Consider the following 20,390-nt stretch of genomic DNA (forward strand, 5'->3'; position numbering starts at 1 on the left):
GTCAGCTTCCGTGCCATCTTATTTATGCGAAGGTCTCCCTCGGACCCCGCTTTCATTCATCCTTGTAGAAAGCGTTTGGCGATGTCGCGCGCGTCCCGTGAATACGTCCCGGCGTTAATCTCCGCCTTCAAGGCGTTGATTTTTTCCAGGCGTTCCGGGTGTTTCACCGGTTCTTCAAACCGGGCGCGGGCTTCGGCCGATATCGATAATTGGTCCGTTTGGCGTGTCAGCTCGGGCTTCGTCTCAGGTTGCGTTTTCTTCTCGTAAGTGTTCGGTAAGTGTACCCACTTTGCAGAATCGATGCGCATACGTGTCCCCCCTCTTCTCAGTTGTTAATCCAAACGATAAGCGCGAACGCTCTGTTTCGTGACGCTGGCTTGTAGCCCTTTCAGTTCTTGCTGCATGTCGGTCTGACAGTCCGCGCATACCTTTCCTTGGTTCGTCGGATTGCCGCAACGCACGCAGGCGATGTTCAGTGACGGATTGTCCTTGATGATCAGGCGTCCTTCATGGATGTATCGCGTGATATCAAGTTCGGAGACGCCTGTCGCTTCGACGAGGGCTCCGATTGTCGTCTGTTTGTTGGCGGGTTCGCGGATGAAGTCCCGGACTTTCAAGAAGTTTTGGAAATCGACTTCCGCGCAGGATGGGCAGTATGGCGAGCGGCTTTGTTTCATGAACAGCCGTCCGCACGTTTGACAAGTTGTTGCTTCCACAGTCATTCACCTCTGCCCTTTATATCGGACGCATTTTTAATTTGTTTAGCGTCCGGAACAGGCAAACGGCAGAAACTTGTTCCGCCCCGGCCCGGCGCAAGGTGAGCGCCGCCTGATGGAGCGTCGTCCCCGTCGTATAGACGTCGTCGACGAGGACAATTTTGCCACAGCGTGGCAACTGCTGTACAGCGAACGGATTCGTACGGTGCCGCCTTTCTTCTTTCCCAAGTTCACGCTGACTCGAAACCTCGGATTTGACGAGCACCTGCTCCGTCGGTCCAATCATCCTTGCGAGCAACTCCGCCTGATTGAAACGCCGCGTCCGCATCCGCTCCTCACTGAGCGGAATCGGGACGTAGGCGACACCTGGTTCTCGCGTCGCTCGCAGCACATTGCGTAACTGTCGCGCCAGGACGACGTCGCCGCTAAACTTATAACGGTGGAGCCAATTCGCGCCCGCCTCGTCATAAGCGTAGAGCGAACGGACGGTCAAGTCGAGGCCAAGGGCGAGCCAACGGATACAGTCAGGACACGTCGCCCCGTCCGTGGTCGGGTGACCGCAGCGCGGACAACCCGCGACGAGCGGCGTCAACATCCCCTCACAATCCGGACAGACCCAGTCTCGCTTCAAGAGCGTCGCCGGGCTCCACGGGACGGCGAACGGTTTCCGGCAGACGAGACAATTCATCGCCGGTTCGCCTGTTCAATCTCGCGGATGGCTTTATCTTGGCGGAACGTGCGCTCGTCGTAAAAGAAGACGACGTCCCCGGTCGGCGCGGTCGGTTTTCGACCGGCCCGGCCCGCCATCTGGATGAGGGCGCGGGACGAGAACAAGGCGTGACTGCTGTCGAGGACGGCGACGTGCACCCCGGTCACGGTCATGCCCCGCTCCCAAATCGATGTCGCGAGCACAATCCCGTTCGTCGCCTCGAGCCACTCGAGCACGTCCGTCCGCTCGTACGTGTCGGCCGAGACGGCCTGGTAGGCGAACCCGTTCGTCGCGAGCAGTTCCCCGTAACGGAGGAGGTCCGGTTTCGTCGGGACGAACAACAGGCGCGGTGACGCCCCGTACCGGCGACAGAAGTCGAGGATGGCTGGCTCTGTCTCACGGACGAGCCGGGGCACGGGCAAATCGTGGCCATGATAGCGCCGGGACAGATGAACGGTCGGGAACTGGCGTTGCCAGACGGTCGGCGTCGCCGTCACGAATAAAAATAATCCTTTCCCCACCCGACGGAGCGTCCACCAGAGCGCGAGGTCGAAAGCGAACGGGAAGGCGTCGGACTCATCGACGAGAATGTAATCGAACACATGTCGCAAGTTCACGAGCAGCGGCGCCGTCGCGACGGTGATCATCCCAATCGTGTCCTTGTCCCCACCTCCGTAGCGTCGGGTGATCGGGACAGAGAAGGCCGCCTCGAGCCGATCGGCCCACTCGATGGCGACGTCACGTCGCGGTGAGACGATGAGGACACGCTTCCCGTCATTGACGGCACTCGCGATGACGGGGAACGTCATCTCCGTCTTCCCGGCCCCGCAGACGGCATGGACGAGCCCGCTCGTCCGAGATGCCCACCAGGCCAGGAGCTGTCGGCTGACGTGCTGCTGGTCACCCGACAGCTCGAACGGCATGACGAGGTCGGTCGTTTCCAGCGGCGCCGTGATGTCTGTTTCAGCAAGACGGTCGCATTGACAGACGCGACCGAGATGAAGGCAGTTGCGGCAATAGCGGCACTGTCCGTGATGGCACGTGTAAGTCCGCGTGTCCGTGCTCAGACAGCGCTGGCAGACGCCGAATCGGATGGCAGGTGTTCCTTTCGGTGCTACGATGAGTTGGCCCATAAGATCAGTCCTTTTTCTGTTGACGCTAGCATACAACCCTCACATCCACATGTCATGTTCGTCGATGGAACAGAGACGGCTAACGGAAAGACGTTCCAGCATTTCATGCTGTAGACGGAGGTGAAAGTGCAAACGACCGACTATACTAGAAATAGACCAGTTATTGGAAATGAGGCAACTATGATGTTCAAACGACCCATCCACAACATCTTGACCGGTTTAGGCATGCTCGGCGTCTTCTTTGTAGGATGGTGGGGCTGGTATGTCTTTGACGGGAGCGACAAAGCGGAGCAACGCGCAATTGAGACGGCACAGGAGTATGTCAACGTCACTTACCCGGATCTGTCTCTTCATGTATCGGACGTCATGTATTTATCACTCTACGATCCGAAATACCACGTGACGATGGCTTCTGACACAAGCGTCGATACCGAGTTCGTGGTACGAATCACCCGAGGCGGCCATGTCGTCGATGACAGCTATGAAGATGACGTCGTCTCAAAGGAAAACACATACCGACGCATCAGCGAGGCTTATGATGCTGCCGTTCAACAGTCAATCGCACCAACCTTATCAGACCGCATCGATGTGATGACCGAATTGTCTGATTCAGCCTGGCGCGACGATGTGGCACACGGTGATGATGTCACTCACTTGCAACTCGATCAAGCCGTCGACCTCGAGTTTTACGGGGCTCGCTACGGCATCCTCTTCCTTCATGCGGAAGACGACTCCTATACATACGAAGACGTGATGGTTTTACTGCGTGACGTGAAACGTGTCGCCGACGAGAATAGGGTTCCCTTCCATTCCCTCAAGCTGCAAATCACGATTGATGGCATCGAACGTTATGCGGAAGGGATTCGATACAGTGACCTCGATTCGCCTTATCTATTGGCACGGCTAAAACAACGCATGAACGACTAAAAAAGGCTCATCCGGTAACGGATGAACCTTCTTCTTATGCCTCTTGAATGTCAGGGCGGACGACGAGTCGTACCCGCTCCACATGATTCTCCGTCATCTCGATGACGGTCAAGACGTAACGGTCGAACTCGAGCGTGTCTCCGACCTCGTGCGTCTCGCGGTGGACTTGGAGCCAACCGCCGAGCGTATCGATGCCTTCTGAACGTTCGAACGTGATGCCGAACCGTTCCTCGAGTTCTTCGAGCAAGACGCGCGTATCGATTTCGTACGTCATGTCGTCGACCGTATGAATCGGGTCGACCTCGTCCTCGTCGAACTCGTCACGGATTTCCCCGACAATCTCTTCGAGCAAGTCTTCGAGCGTGATGAGACCGGCCGTCCCGCCGTATTCGTCCAAGACGATGGCGATGTGGGTCCGGGCCTCACGCATCTGTTTCAATGTATCTTCCAAAGGCGTCATTTCATGCACGACCGGAAGCTCTTTCACATAAGTGGAGAGATTGATGGACGGGCTGACCGCGAGTCCCATCAATACCTCTTTGACGTTGATGTAGCCGATCAAGTTGTCCTTGTCGCCGTCCTCCGTGATCGGGTAACGAGTATATTGACTGTCCGCGAACGTCTCGAGCACTTCGGCCCGCGTCGCTTCGATATCAATCGCTTCGACTTTCGTCCGGGGCACCATCACGTCTTTCGTGACGTGTTGGTCGAACGAGAAGATGTTTTGCATCATCGCGAGTTCCGTCTGGTTGATTTCACCGCTCTGGAAACTTTGCGCCATGATGATCTTCAACTCTTCTTCCGAGTGCGCTTGTTCATGTCCGGCCGGTTTGACGCCGAACAATCCGAGCAACAATCGGGCCGATCCGTTCAACAACCAGATAAACGGGAACATGACCCGTCCGAACCAGAACAACGGTCGGGCGAAGATGAGCGTCATCCGTTCCGCATATTGAATCGCGAGCGTCTTCGGTGCGAGTTCCCCGATGACGACGTGCAAGAACGTCACGATTGCGAACGCGACGGCGAACGAGATAATCGATGCGAGCGACGCCGGGATATCGAACTCGTTAAACAGCGGGGTGAGCAATCGCACGACCGACGGTTCCCCGAGGAAACCGAGTCCGAGCGCCGTCACCGTGATCCCGAGCTGACACGCCGATAAGTAATAGTCGAGGTCAGAAGCGACCTTTTTCGCGAGAATCGCCGACTTGTTCCCTTCCGCCACCAATTGATCAAGTCGCGACATCCGCACTTTGACGACCGCGAACTCCGATCCGACAAAGAATGCGGTGAGCGCGATCAACAGCGCCACCAACGACAATAATACCCAAATCGGGCCTTCCACTTCTCCGCCACCGCCACCGGCAGCCATTACGTGTGTAGAGTAGATCCTGTCCACATGTTCCTCGAGAAACTCGAGGGTCACCTCCATATAAATATTTTACAAGGTCACACGACTGTGTCCTTGCCTAATGAATAACCTACCATGAGAGTCCGTCTCTCGGCAACTAAAAGGAGGCGCCAACACGGAACGCCTCCTAACACTCAGTTTTGTTTATAGAACATGATTGCCTCATACGCCCGGAGCGACAGCGTCGTCCCGTCGAGCTGCGGCACGTCGTAGTTATGGCTGACGACATCGGCATGCGTGAAGCCGGCCGGAATCTCATACGTCGTCTCCGGTCCGTAGAAATTCGCGACGACGAGCACTTCCTCGTGTTCCGTCTTGCGCGTGTACGCCCAGACGTCGAGCGCGTCTGGCGTGAGGATTGTGTAGTCCCCGTCCGTCAAGACGTCGAGCTCTTTACGGAGCGAGATCAAGTTCTTGTAGTGATAGAACACCGAGTTCGGGTCATCGAGTGCCGTCTCGACGTTCACGTCCGCGTAGTTCGGCGCCACGTTGATCCACGGCGTCCCGCTCGTGAATCCGGCGTGCGGTGTCGCGTCCCACTGCATCGGCGTCCGCGAGTTGTCCCGCGACTTCTGTTTGATGGCGGCCATCATGTCCTCGTGCGACACCCCCTGTTCACGCTTCAATTTGTAGACGTTGAGCGTCTCGATGTCGCGATACTCGTCGAGCGAGTCGAAGCCCGGGTTCGTCATCCCGATCTCCTCGCCTTGATAGATGTACGGCGTCCCTTGCAGGCCGTGGAGCACCGTCGCGAGCATCTTCGCGCTCTCGACGCGGTGGTCGGTGTCATTGCCGAAGCGGCTGACGACGCGCGGTTGGTCATGGTTGCACCAGAAGATAGCGTTCCAGCCCTTGGCGTGCATCCCTTCCTGCCACGTCGACATGATGTCTTTCAATTGCACGAAGTCGAACGGTGCAGCGACGAATTTCTCGCCGTTCGGATAATCGACTTTCAAGTGATGGAAGCTGAACGTCATGCTCAGTTCGCGCTCGTCCGGACTCGAATAACGGACGCAATGGTCGAGCGTCGTCGACGACATCTCGCCGACCGTGATGACGTCGTGGCCGTCGAACACTTCGCGGTTCATCTCTTTCAAATATTCATGGATGCGCGGTCCGTCCGTATAGAATTTGCGGCCGTCCGAATCGTCTTCTGGGAAGTCCTGCTGCTTCGAGATCAAGTTGATAACGTCGAGACGGAACCCTTTGATGCCTTTATCGCGCCAGAAGCGCATCATCTCATAGACGTCCTCGCGCATCTGCTCGTTCTCCCAGTTCAAGTCGGCCTGGGTCACGTCGAACAAGTGAAGGTAGTACTGACCGCTCGCCTCGTCATATTTCCAGGCGTTGCCGCCGAACTTCGACTCCCAGTTCGTCGGTTCGTCGCGCCAGATGTAGTAGTCGCGATAACGCGCATCCCCGGCGAGCGACTTCTGGAACCATTCATGCTCGGTCGAGGAGTGGTTGACGACGATGTCCATCATGAGCCCGATGCCACGTGCTTCGGCCTCGCGGACAAGCTCGTCGAGGTCGTCCATCGTCCCGTATGATGGATCAATCGCGTAATAATCGCTGACGTCATAGCCGTTGTCGTTTTGTGGCGACTTGTACACCGGGGTCATCCAAATGTATTCGATGCCGAGCTCGGCCAAGTAATCGAGCTTCGCCGTCACCCCTTTGATAGAGCCGGTGGCATTGCCTTCCGGGCTATAGAAGCTTTTCGGATAGATTTGATAGACGACGGATTTGCGCCAGTTTGGTTGTGTCATAGATGTAGTCTCCTTTTGTAAGAGTTTTCATTTCGATAGGAAAAGGGGAAGAACCTCCGTCCCTCCCCTTGTCAGTCATCTTCTTATGCAACTTTGTTTTTTTCGATCTCGCCTTTTTTCATATAACGTTTCGACAGTGCGAGTGTCAACACGAACGGAATGACGAGGGCGATGACCATCCCGACGATGAAGATGAGAATCTTATCGGTGAAGATTGACAGGAATCCAGGAAGACCCCCGACCCCGACAGCGAACGCCTGGACGTCGTTCAATGTGATGAACACTGCCGCGACGGCTGATCCGATCATCGCCGAGTAGAATGGGAACTTGTTCGGCAAGTTCACCCCGAACATGGCCGGCTCGGTAATCCCGAAGAATGCCGAGATCGATGACGTCGAAGCCATACTCTTTTGTTTGGCGTCGTGTTTGAACACGAGGAACATCGCGAGTGCGGCTGCACCTTGGGCGATGTTCGACAAAGCGAGCATCGGCCAGAGGAACGTCCCGTTCGTCTCCGCGATGAGCTGCAGGTCGATGGCGAGGAACAAGTGGTGCATCCCGGTAACGACGAGTGGTGCGTAGAGCAGACCGAACAGGAGTGCCCCGACGACCGGTACCGCTTCGAATACGTTGACGATTCCTGTTGCAATCAAGTTACCGAGGCCACGTGTGAGCGGTCCGACAATTGAAAGCGCAAGGAAACCAGTGATGACGATTGTCGTGATTGGCACGACGAGCAATTGAATCGCATTCGGTACATGTTTTTTCAAGAAAATCTCAATATGGCTCAAAATGAAGGCCGCGGCCAAAATCGGAAGAATCTGACCTTGATAGCCAACTTTCTCGATCTCGAACAAGCCGAGGATATTGAACGTCGGAACGTCGCCCTCCAGCGCCGCTTGTCCGTAACCCCATGCGTTGAGCAAGTCCGGGTGGACGAGCAAGAGACCCATGACAATCCCGAGCACTTCGCTGCCGCCGAACCGCTTCGTCGCCGACCAACCGACGAGTGCCGGGAGGAAGACGAACGCCGTGTTCGCCATCATGTTGACGAGATCCCATAACCCTTGCAGGTTCGGATATTCCTCAATCAGCGTCGCACCTTCGACGAACAATCCTTCTGAGGCGAGCAAGTTGTTAATCCCCATCAATAGACCGGCAACGATGATGGCCGGGATGATCGGCATGAACACGTCCGAGAACACTTTGACGAGCTTCTGGAGCGGGTTCATCTTCTTACCGCCCGACGATTTGACCTCGGCGACCGTCGCCGCTTCAAGCCCAGCGAGTTTGATGAACTCGGCGTAGACACGCTCGACGTCCCCGGCCCCGATGACGACCTGATACACACCCGAGTTTTCGAATGCGCCTTTGACGAGATCGGCTTCTTTCACTTTTGCTTCATTGACGAGCGACTGGTCTTTCAATGAAAGACGGAGCCGCGTGACACAGTGTGCCGCTTTGTCGACGTTATCCTTGCCTCCGATGGCTTCAAGGATATCCGCGGCGATTTGACGATAATCTGCCTTCATATTGTAGGCCTCCTTTGTTTGAAAGCGTTTGTTGAAAACGGTTACTTATGAGTACAAACAAAGTTTAACTTATATAGATAAGTCATGTCAACAACTTATCTATATAAGTTAGGTGTGACAACTATGTGACAGGCGTTCAGTATTTTTGTTCCCTCTTGCCTTGATTCAAAACGAAAAAAAGACTCCTTTCGAAAAAGGAGCCTTACCGGCGCGCCACATCGCTGAACTGGAACTTGTCGAGCCGGTGGCGGGACTCGGTATATTCGAACTGTCTGCCCTCATAGAGGAACGTGTCGTTCGTGATGACGATGACGTATTCATAATCGTGCAGGTCGAGCCGCAAGCGGTCGAGCTCGGTCACGTCCTCGGCCGCGATCTTCCGTTTGGCGTAACTGATTTGCATCCCGAGCTCGTGCTCGACATAGGCGTAAATCGATTGCGCGGCGATTTCTTCTGTCAGGCCGGGCACGAGGTCTTTGACGAAATAGTTCACGTCTAAGATGACGTTCTCACCATCGAAGTTGCGGACCCGCTCAATCCGGTACATCCGTGTCCCCGGCGTCAAATTCATTCGGTCGGCGAGCCACGCCGGCGCCTCGATGTCCTCGAACGAGGCGACCGATGTCTGAATCGAGCGACCGAGCATGCTGGCGTACACTTCGGAGAAACTGACGATGCCGTTGAACTGGAATTCGATTTGATCGCGCCGCAGGACGAACACGCCTTTCCCGTGATGCTTCCGGACGTAGCCGTGCTCTTGGAGCAAATCGAGCGCTTTCCGGACCGTCCCTCGACTCGCCTCGTACTCGTGCATGAGTTCGGTCTCGGACGGCAGTTTCGACTCCGCCGCATACTCGCCCGTCTTCATCCGCTCGGCGAGGCGCTCATAGATTTGACGATATTTGGCCACAGGCTCACTCCTCTCTATCGAAAAAGACGACCAGATGGCCGTCTTTTGTTTACCATTCGCGGCGATACCACGTGATGCCGATTGCGCCTGGCCCAAGGTGTGTCCCGATGACCGGTCCGAAATGACCGCCCGTGACATGCGCCTGCGGAAACTTCTGTTTCATCGAGGCGATCTCCTCGGCCTGACGTTCCGGGCAGTTGGCGTGGATGATGCCGATACAGTAGCCTGTCCCGTCGCCTTGAATCGACTGTTCCATCATCTCTTCGATGCGACGGACCGCCTTCTTGTACGTCCGAATCTTCTCGAACGGGACGATCATCCGGTCTTGGAAATGAAGCACCGGTTTGATTTGAAGGAACGACCCGACGAGCGCTTGCGCCGCGCTGAGTCGGCCGCCTCGTTGGAGGTGGTCGAGGTCATCGACGACGAAGTACGCCCGAATCAACTCGCGCATCTTTTCAAGGTGAGCCATGATTTCTTGCGTCGACGCGCCTGCATCGCGTAAATGAATCGCTTCCTCGACGAGGAACGCTTGAGGCATACATGAGATCTCCGAATCGAATGCGTGAACGTTGACGTCGACCATGTCGTTCAAGGCGATCATCGATTGATACGTCCCGCTGATGCCGCTCGAGAGCGTGATCGCGATCACGTCCGTCACCTCGTTCGGGAGACGCTCAATCAGTTCAATCGTTTCACCGATGCTCGGCTGGGACGTCGTCGGCAAGTTCCCTGCCTCGATCCGGTCATAAAAAGCCTCGGTCGTGATATCGACGGCTTCGCGGAACGACTCCCCGTCAAAAATCACGCTGAGCGGTGCGACGTGGACGTCGTGGCGCTCACAAAATTCGGCCGGCAAATAGGCGGTACTGTCGGTCAAAATGGCTATGTTTCCCATGCTATATCCTCACTTTACATCGTTTCATTTTCCAATTGAATGTGGATTCCATTCCATATTGTAGCATAAAAACGATGTATTGCATCGGAAGAGGTCAAATCTCAACCCATCCGCGACGGATGGCGTCGACGACGGCTTGTGTCCGGTCGTTCACTTCCATCTTGCGGAGCACCGACGAGACGTGGTTCTTGACCGTCTTCTCACTGATGAACAGCATGTCGCTGATATCACGGTTCGAGCGGCCTTCGGCGAGCAAGTGCAACACTTCGACTTCACGGCGTGAGAGTAATTGGTAGACCGGGTCGTCGGTACGGCTCTCGACGTTACGGCCGGCCTGTTCGCCTTTGAATTGGAGCAAGCGACGGTACTCTTTCAAGACGTTCGTCGTCACTTTCGGGTGCAAGTATGCCCCGTCCTTCGCGACCGAGCGCACGGCCGAGATCAGCTCGGTCGATGCGACTTCTTTGAGTAAGAACCCAGATGCTCCGGCTTCGAGTGCATGCGTGATGTACGACTCATCGTCGTGAATCGACAAGATGAGGACACGCGTCTCTGGTGAGAGCACCGACAACTGTTTCGTCGCCTCAATCCCGTTCAATTCAGGCATGTTGATATCGAGAATCAAGATTTCCGGCTTGTGGTCCGCGGCGATACGAATCGCCTCCGTCCCGGTCCGTCCTTCGGCGACGACCGTGAACTCGTCCTCTAAATCAAAAATCCGTTTCAAGCCTTCTCGAAACAGCTCATGGTCATCCACAATCGCGATGCGTGTTTGTAATTGTTCCATCTGGATACTCCCCCTTGTTCTTGTCTTACGTGATCGGAATCGACATGCGGACGACCGTCCCTTTGCCGACTTCCGAATCAATGGTCATGCTTCCGTTCACAAGCTCGATCCGTTCTCGCATCCCAACGATCCCGAATGACTCTTCGCCAATCGAACTCGGCACGAATCCGACCCCATGGTCGCGTACATGAATATGTATCGCATCATGCGCTTGCTCGACGTTGACGATAATCTCAGCCGTCTTCGAATGTTTGATCGCGTTTTGGACTGCCTCTTGGACGAGCCGGAACACGTTAATCTCCAATTTCTCAGGCAGTCGGGCCCGCGAGCCCCGGTAGTTGAGCCGGGTCTTGATGGCCGTGTATTCCTCAGTCTGATGGAGATACCGTTCGAGCGTCGGCAAGAAACCGAGGTCGTCAAGCGACATCGGACGAAGGTCGTAGATGAGACGCCGGACGTCGACGAGCGCGCCGCGGATGAGGCGTTTCAGCTCGTGCAGTTCGGCGAACGCCTCGTCTTTCCCCCGCTTGTCGAACGTCTTCTCGATCAAATCGGCCCGAATCAAGATGTGGGCAAGCGATTGCGCTGGTCCGTCGTGCATTTCACGGGCGAGGTGACGACGTTCACGTTCGGCCGCTTCAAAGACGCTGATTGCCATCTCTTGCTTCTTCATCATGTCCGAGTACTCTTGTTGCAGGTCGTCCCGCAGGAAGTTCAGCACGACGGAGACGCGGCTGACGAGCTTGTCGGCCCGCTCAATCGTGTCCTCGAGGATGAGCAGGCGGCGTTCAAGGTCGTTGCGACGCTGTTGGCCGGCCATCTCTTCTTTTTGGATGAGAAAACGCTCGAGCTGCATTTGGTTGGCGCGTTCGTACGCCTCCCGAATCTCTTGCTCGCTATGTATATGAAACTTCTTGCTCACTTGGACGAGTTTGTTCTTCGCCGCTTTCACGAGCAGGTCGAGCCGTTCCGACTCCTCGATGTAAAACTCAATCTTTTGCGTCAACTCTTTCAGTTCGTTCTGAATCAACGAATATTCGTTGGCCGAACTCTCGGTAATCCGGACGATCTCCTCTTTACTTTCCGTCACCGTATCAATCATATTTGTTATGATATGTTCTAAAGCTGTACGATCGGTAATATGATTCACGATGCCATCCCCTAATAATTCGGTAGTAAGTCCTCATCTATTCCTATTATCGTCTGCGGAACGTTCGTTTACAGTAAAACTTGGAGGCTCTCCTTCCCTTTCGCCGCAACTGGCGTTGACGCCTACTTGAATTTTAAAAAAAATATTCAAAAATAGAAAGGAGAATTTTCAGAAATGTCTGCTGAACAAAATTATACTATAAAACAAGACGGAGAATACGAGGTCGTCATTCAAAAGTCAAAATTTATCGCCCACTTCAAACGGGTCACGTCCGAAGAGGAGGCGCAGGCGTTCATCCAAGCCATCAAGAAGGCGCATTGGAACGCCAATCATAACTGTTCGGCCTATATCATCGGCGAACGGAACGAGTTCCAAAAAGCGAACGATGACGGGGAACCGAGCGGGACGGCAGGGTTGCCGATGCTCGAGGTGCTCCGTAAACGCGAATTGAAGGATACGGTCGTCGTCGTCACCCGCTACTTCGGCGGCATCAAGCTCGGCGGCGGCGGACTCATCCGCGCTTACGGCGGCACGGTGAGCGAAGGGCTCGACGCGGTCGGCATCGTCGAACGCATCCCGATGCAACGCTTGACGCTCACGGTCGATTACGGTTGGATCGGCAAGGTCGAGAACGAGCTGCGGCAATCGTCGTACCTCCTCGACGACATCGTCTACGCGGACACCGTCACGTTCCACATCTCGGTACCGGTCGAAGAGACCGACGCCGCCCTCGCCTGGCTCGTCGATTTGACGAACGGCCAAGGAGGACTCGAGACCCAGGACCAACGTATCATCGAACGTGATTTTGTGCGGTAGGTCACGTATACTAAAGGAAACGAATGAAATGAGGAGACGACATGGAACAAGACTCCCGCAAGAAACGTCCCGTGTGGAAAATCGTACTGCTCGTGCTCGGCCTCGTCCTGTTGATTGGCGGGTCGGCCTTCGGCTACTTCGTCTATAAGGCGAACCAGACGGCGGAGAACACGAACAGCGAACTGACACGCGGGGACAAGTCGGACCGTCGAGAAGAGACGGTCGATTTGACGAAAGATCACTTCTCCGTCTTACTCGCCGGCGTCGATGGCGGCGCCTCGCTCGAAGAAGGACGGACCGACTCGCTCATGGTGGCGACGTTCAACAAGGAATCGCGCCAAGTGACGCTCGTCAGCATCCCGCGCGACTCGTACGTCGATATCGTCACGACTGACGGTGAGTTCAAAGACAAAATCAACCATGCCTACGCCTACGATGGCATCGACACGACGATCGCGACGGTCGAGAAACTGTTCGACATCCCGATCGACTACTATGCGACGATCAACTTTGATGGCATCGAGGATCTCGTTGATGCGGTCGGCGGCGTCGAGGTCGATGTGCTCGTCCCAATTTCCGGGCGGGCGACCGGCAACGTCGAACTCGAACCAGGTGTCCAGACGCTAGACGGCAAGGAAGCGCTCGCCTATGCGCGCATGCGCAAAGACGACCCTGAAGGCGACGTCGGACGGGCGAAGCGTCAACAGCAAGTGCTCGAGGCCATCATCAATGAGGCGACGACGATCAATTCGTTCACGAAGCTAAACCGGATCATGAATGCGGTCGGCGATAACATCCGAACGAACATGTCCCTCTCCGAGGCGTCCCAGTTGCAGCCGTATACGAAGTCGCTCCGCTCGTTCAACCAGGAGACGCTCGCAGGCGGCGACTTGACGCTCGGCGGCGTCTACTATTACGAGCTCGACCCGGCCGACTTGAGTGAGAAGCGCTCGCTCTTGAAAACCGAGCTCGGCCTCCCGCTCACGGCGGAAGATCATGACAACGGGACCGGCGACGGTTTGAATGAAACAGAAGACGGTTTCAGCGAAACGACGACCTACTGACCAAACAAAAGCCCAAGGACACGATGTCCTTGGGCTTTTGTTGATGCTTCACGTCTTCGGTCGTCCGAGCAGACGCCGGGACGTCTGGATAATCGGCTTATAGTTCGGGTGAATCAACTCGGTCGACTCGACGATCAGCTCGATGACGATCAGGACGATGACGAACGTGATGATGGCTCCGAGCATCGTCGTCTTCGCGAACAGAATCGAGGCGATGCCGAAGAAGAACGTCATCCCATACATGAGCAGGACGGCTTGCCGCGTCGTGAAGCCCATATCGATCAACTGGTGATGCATATGCGACTTATCAGGCGACATCGGCGGACGCCCTTGCACGAGCCGACGGACGATCGCAAAAATCGTGTCCGAGATCGGCAGACCGAGCAAGAGGACCGGGACGACGAGCGAGAACAGCGTCACGTTCTTGAATCCGATCAAGGAGAAGACGGCGAGCATATAGCCGAGGAAGAGCGCCCCGGTGTCGCCCATGAATATCTTCGCTGGATAGAAGTTATGGACGAGAAAGCCGAGCGTGCTCGCCAGGAGCAACAGCGCCATCATCGTCAAATAAACGTTCCCTTGGATGATTGCGAGCAGCGCGATCGTCCCGAGGGCGATGCTCGAGACCCCGGCGGCGAGTCCGTCGAGACCGTCGATCAAGTTGATGGCGTTCGTGATGCCGATCAGCCAGAGCACCGTCACCGGGATGCTCCACGAACCGAGATACAGCTGTTGGTCGAACGGCAGGTTAATCAATTCGATGCGCATGCCTGAGTTCAAGACGATGACCGTCGCGATCATCTGGCCCATCAGTTTGACGCGGGCCGTCAGTTGGAAGCGATCATCAATCAAACCGGTCAACAGGATGACGACTGCTCCGATCAAGATGGCATCGTTATAACGGCTCGTCGGCAACAGGAGCGCATAGCCGATAAAGAAAGCGATGAAGATGGCGAGGCCGCCGATCCGTGGCATCGTCCGTAAATGTACTTTTCGGGCGTTCGGGTGATCGACCGCTCCGATCAGAAAAGCAAACCGGCGAACGAGCGGCGTGATCAAGATGGCCATCACAAAACTGACCAACATGGCAATCCATAACATGGGCCAACGTTCCTCTCTCATAAAAAAATAGACTCTGGCGAATTATAGCATATTTCCCGTGAGGCGAGACGTATCAGAAATGTTACAACAAAAAATCCCGACGAGTGAATCTCGTCGGGTCTGGTCAGGCGTGGGCCGGGTGCGTCGTCACGTCATCCGTGGCTTCGTATGTATATAACCCGCGTCCTACTTTTTTGATGTCAGGATTGACGGACTCGATTTTCACCATTAGCTGGTAAATATTGCTAATGTGGTGACGATAACGCAACTCGAGCTCCATTTGAATGTCCCGCACGCTCATCGTCTTCCGTTCCTTCAACAGGTCTGTTACCTGATGGACATAGACCTCGAGCGGATAACGTTGATTGACGCGACGTGGGCGCATTCGTTTCGACGGATCGAGTAGCGATTCTTCTTCCCGCTTGTTCCGGTTCAGTTCCGAAATCAAATACTCGGCCCGGCGTTGCAGCTGGCGATACGACTCTTCGATCTCCATCAGTTCCCGATAAATATTTTCATTCACGTTTGTAGATTCCATGCACAAATCCTCCTCTACACCTAATTGATGTTCCCCATCACCCAAATTCATCAATTATTACCAGTTATTACTTGTTCCCATATAAAAGTGTAACGGTTTTGTAATGTACTTGTCATCTATTTTTAGGCATTTCTATCTATTTTAGGTCTTTTGGACCAACACAAAAAGATGACGACTGTTCGGGGCAGTCGTCATCTCACGGAAGATGATCGTAGTCTTTACGCGCCGACGCGTTCGAGGATGCGTGCGAGCGAGAGTTCATCGGTCGAAGAAACGATGAGGTCTGCATGACCGAGCATCGACTCTTCCCCGACGGCGACAGCAAACATGTTTGCCGCTTTGATTGCAGTTACGCCTGCAGCTGCGTCTTCAACGCCGATGGCATGTTCGGGTTTCACGCCAAGGGCAGAGGCAGCCTTCAAAAACACTTCGGGATGTGGTTTTGATTCGGCGACAGTTGCTGCATCGACAATGTGATCGAAGTAATGACGGACACCAAGTGCGTCTACGACCGCGAATGCGTTTTTAGAAGCCGAAGCCATTCCGATTTTGAGACCAGCCTCTTTAATTTCATCGAGGAATGAAATGATGCCCGGCAACAAGTCAGCTGAAGAGATGTGTTGAATGAGTTCAACGTAATGCTCGTTCTTCTTCTGTGCGAGTTCCGCTTTTTCATCCGGTGTGAAATCGTCCTGTCTTCCACCGAGCGCGAGGATGCGCTCGAGCGAGTCCGTCCGACTCACGCCTTTTAGCGTCTCATTGAACTCGCGGTCAAACGGAATATCGAGCTCTTCTCCAAGTTGTTTCCAAGCGAGGTAATGGTACTCCGCGGTGTCAGTGATGACACCGTCCAAATCAAAAATGACTGCTTCAATCGTCGACATACATGCTTTCCGCCTTTCCTTCTAATGCTTCTGTCGTCAGACTACATTAAGGGAACTTGACAAGTACCCGTTGCACGATTGGTCATTGATGCAAACGGTTGCACTTGTTCGATTTCTATTATAAATGAAAAAGCCATCATCATGCAACCGCTTTCGCAAAAAAATAAAAAAGCAGGAGAAGCAGGTGCTTCTCCTACGACTTATAATTGGATTCCGACGACTTTCACGTTCACCGATAACGGTGTCATGGCAAGCATCGTGTCCATGTCTTGCGTGATGCGTTCTTGCACGGCCGTCACCGTCTTGACGATCGATTGACCGTACGCGATGTAAAGTGACAAGTTGATTGTGACGCCTTCTGACGACTCGTCGACTTTGACGTGCTTCATGAGCGCGCGCTCTGACAATTTCGTATCTTCTTGTGTGAACGACACGTATTTCGTCTCTTTGACCACGACAGCGGCGATCATTTCCACGACGTGGCGTGAGACGTTGACGTCTCCTTCAGTGCTGTGCATTCCATTTTCGTATGGCATGGTGTCACTTCCTTAACTCTAGTTTCGCTTCCCATCTTAAAGTGTAGCGGAAAACCGCCATTTAGAAAAGGGTTTACGATTTCACGTCCTTCATATCTTGGGCACGGCGAACGTCAATCTCGACGAGCGGCTTCAACAGCTTGACGACCGGCGGGCTGATAATCACCAGGACGATCAAGAAGGCGACGCCGAACAAGACGAGCAATTGGAGCCACGACGTCGGCATGAAACCGGCTGGGATGAACGCCTTCCAGGCGACGACGAGGAAGACGTGCACCAAATAGACGTAGAGGCTATACTTCCCGGCCCGGGTGAACACCGGCAGTTCACGCCCTGGAATCATCAAGGCGAAGCTGATCGCCATAAGAATCGACACCGTGTAGACGATCAAGAAAGCGAACGGCCCGCTCCAAATCGCCTCCGGCACCGCCGACTCATAGGCGAACCGGAATTTGAACAAGTTACCGATATGATAGAACGTACCCTCCTGTTGGAAACTCATCGAGGCGAGTAGCCCGAGCGTGAGCGTCGTGAAGACGGCAAAACCGCCAATCCGGTAACGGTTGCGCTGCTCGGCCCGCTTCGGCAATTCAAAGAAGTTCAACGTGTTCCGTTCGCTCATCCAGTTCCCGATCAAGAAGAACGGGTAGAACATGATGACTTTTCGCAGCGCGAAGAACCCGGTCGACTCAGCTTGGAAGCCGAACAGGAGCGCGAACAAGAGTGCGAACAGCACGTATCCTTTCAATTGTGTCACGTACGGGGTGATGACGTACCAGATGATAATCGCCATCAAATACCAGAGCGCCCAATACGGCGTCAAGATGTTCAGTGCAGGGTTCTCGAGTGATAAGAGCGGGATGCCCTCGGTGAAGGCGAACCACGAGCCGAGAATCACTTGCCAGATGACGTAGACGACGAACAACTGGATGACGCGCAAATAACGGTTCTCCCGGAAGAAGTAACCGCTCAACATGATGAACAACGGCATGTGGAACGTGTATAAAAATAAATAGACCCATTTCGGCAGGATGTCGTCATACGCGCCGCGTACGTCGGTCAATAAGTGACCGAACACGACGAGCAAGACGAGCACGCCTTTAATATTATCGTACCAATGATTTCGCATGTCTTTCCCTCTAGTTCTTTATTAGTTTTCTGATGTTCTCTCTTTTTTGCCTCATCCATCATAGCCGATTTTTTGAGCTGATGAAATTACGATTCCACAAAAAAATGATGACTTCACTGTCATCATTCCCCGGATTTGCCCTCCGCAAGCCGAAACGTCAAGAAATCTTCAAGCTAGAACACGTTTCGCGCGTATTCAAATAGACGAGAGTGGGTACAGTATAGTATAGTAGTCTTACTAAATAATCAGAATATTCTAATAAAAGGAGGTATGGAGAATGGCTTCCGTCATCCGTAACCGTCATCATATGGTGCATGACCCGAAACGTTCATTCTCTAACTTCGGATTTTGGTGGTTCACCGGCGCCTTTTCCGTCGGACTGCTCATCGTCGCCTTCGAACCCATCCGGGAACGATTTACCGCCATCCATCCGATTCTGTCTGCCCTGTCGTTCGTGTTCATCTCGTTCTTCATCGGTGTCGCCATGAAGCTCGCCCGGGACGTCTGGTGGCTTAATTATCTGCTTGAGCGCACATCGAACCGGTATATGTACATCGGCGCGGATACGCTCCGCGGTTGGCAGTACACGCTTGACTCCATCTGGTTATTGACCCGCACGTCACAAAAAAAGCTCGGCCGATTGTATATCCAAATCGACCGAACCGTTCGTTCTGAAGAGGCGAAACGTCTGTTCGCCGCCTATTTGATTGATCGAGGTGTGCTCGTCGTCTATTCGAGACCACCGAAACCGAAGAAGATGGCTTAATCGAGGAACGGTTCTAGCCATGCCCGAGCTGCCTCGACTTCTTCCATGCGCAGCTCGTGCCCACCTCCGTGATAGAAGAGTTCGACGTCCGCTCCGGCACTCCGTAGCGTCGACGTGAGCTCTTCTGTTTCTGTTTTCGGGCAAATCGGGTCACGTTCTCCGGCCGAGATAAACACGTTCGCACCAGCGAGGTCCGGTAACGTGAGCGAGCGGTCCGGGACCATCGGGTGGAATAAGAGCGACGCGTGGAATGCGTTTTGTCGGTACAGCGCCGAGCCGATCAAGTTGGCGCCGTTCGAATAGCCGAGCGGAATCATCTTGTCCCGGTCGATGCCGTACTCTGTCGTGGCGTCATCCAAGAATGTCAAGAACCGTTCCGTCTGTTTCTTCAAGTCCTCGAGGTCGAGTACGCCTTCCGCGTGACGGCGGAAGAAACGGGACATGCCGTTCTCGAGGACGTCACCGCGCAGCGTCAAAATGTTTGCCTCCGGGGCGAGGATTCGAGCGAGCGGAATCAAGTCCTGTTCTGTCCCTCCTGTTCCGTGCAATAAAACGAGTGTCGTCTCGGTCGTGCCTTTGATGAATTGATGAATCATGTCATGTCTCCTCTCGGGATTGTAATCGTCGGTAACGTGCGAGTGATCGCCTCGCGGTCTTGTTCGAACCAAGCCGGGAGTTTGAGTGTCGAGCCGAGGCCCTCCAAGCTCTCATCGATCAAAAAGCCAGGAGCGTCGGTCGCCAGTTCGTGAAGAATCCGGCCGCCGTCATGGAAGTAGACCGAGCGGAAATAGTGACGCTCTTTCACTTCGGTCGGGCGTAGCCCGAGCTCGAAGATGGCGTCTTGCCATGAGGCATAGTCTTCCCCATCATTGATGCGCCAGGCGATATGATGGACTGTCCCCGAACCAGGAACCCCGTTCGGCAGGATGGTCTTTTTCACGTCGATGACGTTGCCGTAGTCGGCCGTCGCCTCAAGGCGAATCCATTCTGAATCTTCCCCTACCGTCTCAAAGCCAAACAGCCCCGTCAACAGGCGAACCGTCGCCTCCGGGTCTTTCGACAACAGCGTCGCCCCGGCAAAACCCACAATCGCCTCGCGTGACGTCACGCCCGGCACGACCCAACTTGTCTGTTTCGTACTGGTCCGGGCGACAAGCTCGACGACAAGTCCGTCCGGGTCTTCAAACAGGAGCGACGGCTCGCCGAAGCGCTCGGTCGCGACCGTACCGACGCCATGGTCGTTCAATCGTTTCTCCCAGAACAACAGACTGCCTTCCGGGACGAGATAAGCCGTGACACCGACCTGTCCGCTGCCGACGCTACCTTTGCCGATCCCAGGGATCGGGAAGAACGTGATGACCGTCCCCGGTGACCCTTGCTCGTCCCCGAAATAGAGGTGGTACGTGCCCGGGTCGTCGAAGTTGACCGTCTGTTTGACGAATCGAAGTCCGAGGACATTCCCATAAAAATCTAATGTACGTTGTGGGTCTTTCACCATCGCCGAGATGTGATGGATACCCGCTGATTGCTTCGTCATGTCATGTCCTCCTTTTTATTATCTTGATTTCAAGATAAATCATTTTTGAAGAAATGTGAAACTTTTTGCTCAAC

22 protein-coding genes are annotated in these 20,390 nt (G+C 54.5%); 4 read left to right on the forward strand and 18 right to left on the reverse strand.

All coding sequences use genetic code 11. The features are described from left to right. Window positions 1–56 precede the first annotated feature (56 nt). The 4 genes from KNP95_RS02805 to KNP95_RS02820 are packed head-to-tail and all read right to left on the reverse strand — an operon-like array spanning window position 57 to window position 2,558. Window positions 57–308: a flagellar biosynthesis anti-sigma factor FlgM gene (locus KNP95_RS02805; protein WP_021066556.1), complete on the reverse strand. Its 252-nt coding sequence runs from the start codon at window positions 306–308 to the stop codon at window positions 57–59. Window positions 309–332: 24 nt separating this feature from the next. Further along, the gene (locus tag KNP95_RS02810) at window positions 333–716 is read right to left on the reverse strand and encodes a flagellar protein (RefSeq protein WP_029595002.1); all 384 of its coding nucleotides are present in this window, start codon (window positions 714–716) and stop codon (window positions 333–335) included. 19 nt (window positions 717–735) lie between these two features. Further along, window positions 736–1,404: a ComFC family protein gene (locus tag KNP95_RS02815; RefSeq protein WP_214835324.1), complete on the reverse strand. Its 669-nt coding sequence runs from the start codon at window positions 1,402–1,404 to the stop codon at window positions 736–738. Continuing rightward, entirely contained in the window at window positions 1,401–2,558 is a 1,158-nt protein-coding gene (locus tag KNP95_RS02820; RefSeq protein WP_214835326.1) for a helicase-related protein, read from the reverse strand. The genes KNP95_RS02815 and KNP95_RS02820 overlap by 4 nt, the downstream gene beginning before the upstream one ends. Window positions 2,559–2,741: 183 nt before the next feature. On the opposite strand from KNP95_RS02820, the gene KNP95_RS02825 reads away from it, so the two are divergent. Beyond that, a complete protein-coding gene (locus KNP95_RS02825; protein ID WP_214835328.1) occupies window positions 2,742–3,485 on the forward strand; it encodes a hypothetical protein in 744 nt (247 codons plus the stop codon). A gap of 34 nt (window positions 3,486–3,519) precedes the next feature. Here the strand turns inward: KNP95_RS02825 and KNP95_RS02830 are convergent, their stop codons facing one another. From KNP95_RS02830 to KNP95_RS16190, 7 genes are all read right to left on the reverse strand, one after another. Then, a complete protein-coding gene (locus tag KNP95_RS02830) occupies window positions 3,520–4,860 on the reverse strand; it encodes a hemolysin family protein (protein ID WP_251138486.1) in 1,341 nt (446 codons plus the stop codon). Between the two features lie 173 nt (window positions 4,861–5,033). Then, window positions 5,034–6,668 (reverse strand): alpha,alpha-phosphotrehalase, encoded by a 1,635-nt coding sequence (gene treC / locus KNP95_RS02835; protein ID WP_214835330.1) that lies wholly within the window; start codon window positions 6,666–6,668, stop codon window positions 5,034–5,036. A gap of 83 nt (window positions 6,669–6,751) precedes the next feature. Beyond that, window positions 6,752–8,200 (reverse strand): PTS system trehalose-specific EIIBC component, encoded by a 1,449-nt coding sequence (gene treP / locus KNP95_RS02840; protein ID WP_058764222.1) that lies wholly within the window; start codon window positions 8,198–8,200, stop codon window positions 6,752–6,754. A gap of 202 nt (window positions 8,201–8,402) precedes the next feature. Next, window positions 8,403–9,068: a trehalose operon repressor gene (treR, locus tag KNP95_RS02845; RefSeq protein ID WP_058764564.1), complete on the reverse strand. Its 666-nt coding sequence runs from the start codon at window positions 9,066–9,068 to the stop codon at window positions 8,403–8,405. A gap of 91 nt (window positions 9,069–9,159) precedes the next feature. Further along, window positions 9,160–10,008, reverse strand: a complete 849-nt coding sequence (locus KNP95_RS02850) for a DegV family protein (protein ID WP_214835332.1) — start codon at window positions 10,006–10,008, stop codon at window positions 9,160–9,162. Window positions 10,009–10,102: 94 nt separating this feature from the next. Further along, window positions 10,103–10,795 (reverse strand): response regulator transcription factor, encoded by a 693-nt coding sequence (locus KNP95_RS02855; RefSeq protein WP_029594994.1) that lies wholly within the window; start codon window positions 10,793–10,795, stop codon window positions 10,103–10,105. A gap of 25 nt (window positions 10,796–10,820) precedes the next feature. Next, on the reverse strand, window positions 10,821–11,945 hold the full coding sequence (locus KNP95_RS16190) for a sensor histidine kinase (RefSeq protein WP_201455031.1): 1,125 nt from the start codon (window positions 11,943–11,945) through the stop codon (window positions 10,821–10,823). A 174-nt stretch (window positions 11,946–12,119) separates the two neighbouring features. On the opposite strand from KNP95_RS16190, the gene KNP95_RS02865 reads away from it, so the two are divergent. Continuing rightward, window positions 12,120–12,761 (forward strand): YigZ family protein, encoded by a 642-nt coding sequence (locus KNP95_RS02865; protein WP_058764228.1) that lies wholly within the window; start codon window positions 12,120–12,122, stop codon window positions 12,759–12,761. Window positions 12,762–12,802: 41 nt separating this feature from the next. Next, entirely contained in the window at window positions 12,803–13,825 is a 1,023-nt protein-coding gene (locus KNP95_RS02870; protein WP_214835334.1) for an LCP family protein, read from the forward strand. 48 nt (window positions 13,826–13,873) lie between these two features. Here KNP95_RS02870 and KNP95_RS02875 read toward each other — a convergent pair whose 3' ends face one another. The 5 genes from KNP95_RS02875 to KNP95_RS02895 all read right to left on the reverse strand — a co-directional run bounded on the left by KNP95_RS02875 (window position 13,874) and on the right by KNP95_RS02895 (window position 18,013). Then, window positions 13,874–14,926: a glycosyltransferase family 4 protein gene (locus KNP95_RS02875; RefSeq protein WP_021066539.1), complete on the reverse strand. Its 1,053-nt coding sequence runs from the start codon at window positions 14,924–14,926 to the stop codon at window positions 13,874–13,876. Window positions 14,927–15,050: 124 nt separating this feature from the next. Next, on the reverse strand, window positions 15,051–15,464 hold the full coding sequence (locus tag KNP95_RS02880) for a Rok-like winged helix domain-containing protein (RefSeq protein WP_021066538.1): 414 nt from the start codon (window positions 15,462–15,464) through the stop codon (window positions 15,051–15,053). Between the two features lie 218 nt (window positions 15,465–15,682). After that, window positions 15,683–16,348 (reverse strand): beta-phosphoglucomutase, encoded by a 666-nt coding sequence (gene pgmB, locus KNP95_RS02885; protein WP_021066537.1) that lies wholly within the window; start codon window positions 16,346–16,348, stop codon window positions 15,683–15,685. Window positions 16,349–16,548: 200 nt separating this feature from the next. Then, window positions 16,549–16,884: an Asp23/Gls24 family envelope stress response protein gene (locus tag KNP95_RS02890; RefSeq protein WP_029594988.1), complete on the reverse strand. Its 336-nt coding sequence runs from the start codon at window positions 16,882–16,884 to the stop codon at window positions 16,549–16,551. Between the two features lie 73 nt (window positions 16,885–16,957). Beyond that, window positions 16,958–18,013: an acyltransferase family protein gene (locus KNP95_RS02895; protein WP_029594987.1), complete on the reverse strand. Its 1,056-nt coding sequence runs from the start codon at window positions 18,011–18,013 to the stop codon at window positions 16,958–16,960. A gap of 277 nt (window positions 18,014–18,290) precedes the next feature. Between KNP95_RS02895 and KNP95_RS02900 the strand changes: the two genes are divergently transcribed. Next, window positions 18,291–18,779, forward strand: coding sequence for a hypothetical protein (locus KNP95_RS02900; RefSeq protein WP_029594986.1), 489 nt, complete (start codon window positions 18,291–18,293; stop codon window positions 18,777–18,779). Here the strand turns inward: KNP95_RS02900 and KNP95_RS02905 are convergent. Both KNP95_RS02905 and KNP95_RS02910 read right to left on the reverse strand, forming a co-directional pair. Beyond that, window positions 18,776–19,375, reverse strand: a complete 600-nt coding sequence (locus KNP95_RS02905; protein WP_214835336.1) for an alpha/beta hydrolase — start codon at window positions 19,373–19,375, stop codon at window positions 18,776–18,778. The two genes, KNP95_RS02900 and KNP95_RS02905, sit on opposite strands and share 4 nt — an antisense overlap. Further along, window positions 19,372–20,316, reverse strand: coding sequence for a VOC family protein (locus KNP95_RS02910; protein WP_214826720.1), 945 nt, complete (start codon window positions 20,314–20,316; stop codon window positions 19,372–19,374). The genes KNP95_RS02905 and KNP95_RS02910 overlap by 4 nt, the downstream gene beginning before the upstream one ends. Window positions 20,317–20,390: the final 74 nt, after the last annotated feature.

It is taken from the genome of Exiguobacterium sp. s36 (genome assembly GCF_018618345.1).
GTDB lineage: Bacteria > Bacillota > Bacilli > Exiguobacteriales > Exiguobacteriaceae > Exiguobacterium > Exiguobacterium chiriqhucha.

Coding starts and splice junctions, on each gene's coding strand:
- KNP95_RS02805 (WP_021066556.1), bottom strand. CDS start 308: ATGCGCATCGATTCTGCAAAGTGGGTACACTTACCGAACACTTACGAG.
- KNP95_RS02815 (WP_214835324.1), bottom strand. CDS start 1,404: ATGAATTGTCTCGTCTGCCGGAAACCGTTCGCCGTCCCGTGGAGCCCG.
- KNP95_RS02820 (WP_214835326.1), bottom strand. CDS start 2,558: ATGGGCCAACTCATCGTAGCACCGAAAGGAACACCTGCCATCCGATTC.
- KNP95_RS02825 (WP_214835328.1), top strand. CDS start 2,742: ATGTTCAAACGACCCATCCACAACATCTTGACCGGTTTAGGCATGCTC.
- KNP95_RS02830 (WP_251138486.1), bottom strand. CDS start 4,860: ATGGCTGCCGGTGGCGGTGGCGGAGAAGTGGAAGGCCCGATTTGGGTA.
- treC (WP_214835330.1), bottom strand. CDS start 6,668: ATGACACAACCAAACTGGCGCAAATCCGTCGTCTATCAAATCTATCCG.
- treP (WP_058764222.1), bottom strand. CDS start 8,200: ATGAAGGCAGATTATCGTCAAATCGCCGCGGATATCCTTGAAGCCATC.
- treR (WP_058764564.1), bottom strand. CDS start 9,068: ATGAAGACGGGCGAGTATGCGGCGGAGTCGAAACTGCCGTCCGAGACC.
- KNP95_RS02850 (WP_214835332.1), bottom strand. CDS start 10,008: ATGGGAAACATAGCCATTTTGACCGACAGTACCGCCTATTTGCCGGCC.
- KNP95_RS02855 (WP_029594994.1), bottom strand. CDS start 10,795: ATGGAACAATTACAAACACGCATCGCGATTGTGGATGACCATGAGCTG.
- KNP95_RS02865 (WP_058764228.1), top strand. CDS start 12,120: ATGTCTGCTGAACAAAATTATACTATAAAACAAGACGGAGAATACGAG.
- KNP95_RS02870 (WP_214835334.1), top strand. CDS start 12,803: ATGGAACAAGACTCCCGCAAGAAACGTCCCGTGTGGAAAATCGTACTG.
- KNP95_RS02875 (WP_021066539.1), bottom strand. CDS start 14,926: ATGTTATGGATTGCCATGTTGGTCAGTTTTGTGATGGCCATCTTGATC.
- KNP95_RS02880 (WP_021066538.1), bottom strand. CDS start 15,464: ATGGAATCTACAAACGTGAATGAAAATATTTATCGGGAACTGATGGAG.
- pgmB (WP_021066537.1), bottom strand. CDS start 16,348: ATGTCGACGATTGAAGCAGTCATTTTTGATTTGGACGGTGTCATCACT.
- KNP95_RS02890 (WP_029594988.1), bottom strand. CDS start 16,884: ATGCCATACGAAAATGGAATGCACAGCACTGAAGGAGACGTCAACGTC.
- KNP95_RS02895 (WP_029594987.1), bottom strand. CDS start 18,013: ATGCGAAATCATTGGTACGATAATATTAAAGGCGTGCTCGTCTTGCTC.
- KNP95_RS02900 (WP_029594986.1), top strand. CDS start 18,291: ATGGCTTCCGTCATCCGTAACCGTCATCATATGGTGCATGACCCGAAA.
- KNP95_RS02905 (WP_214835336.1), bottom strand. CDS start 19,375: ATGATTCATCAATTCATCAAAGGCACGACCGAGACGACACTCGTTTTA.
- KNP95_RS02910 (WP_214826720.1), bottom strand. CDS start 20,316: ATGACGAAGCAATCAGCGGGTATCCATCACATCTCGGCGATGGTGAAA.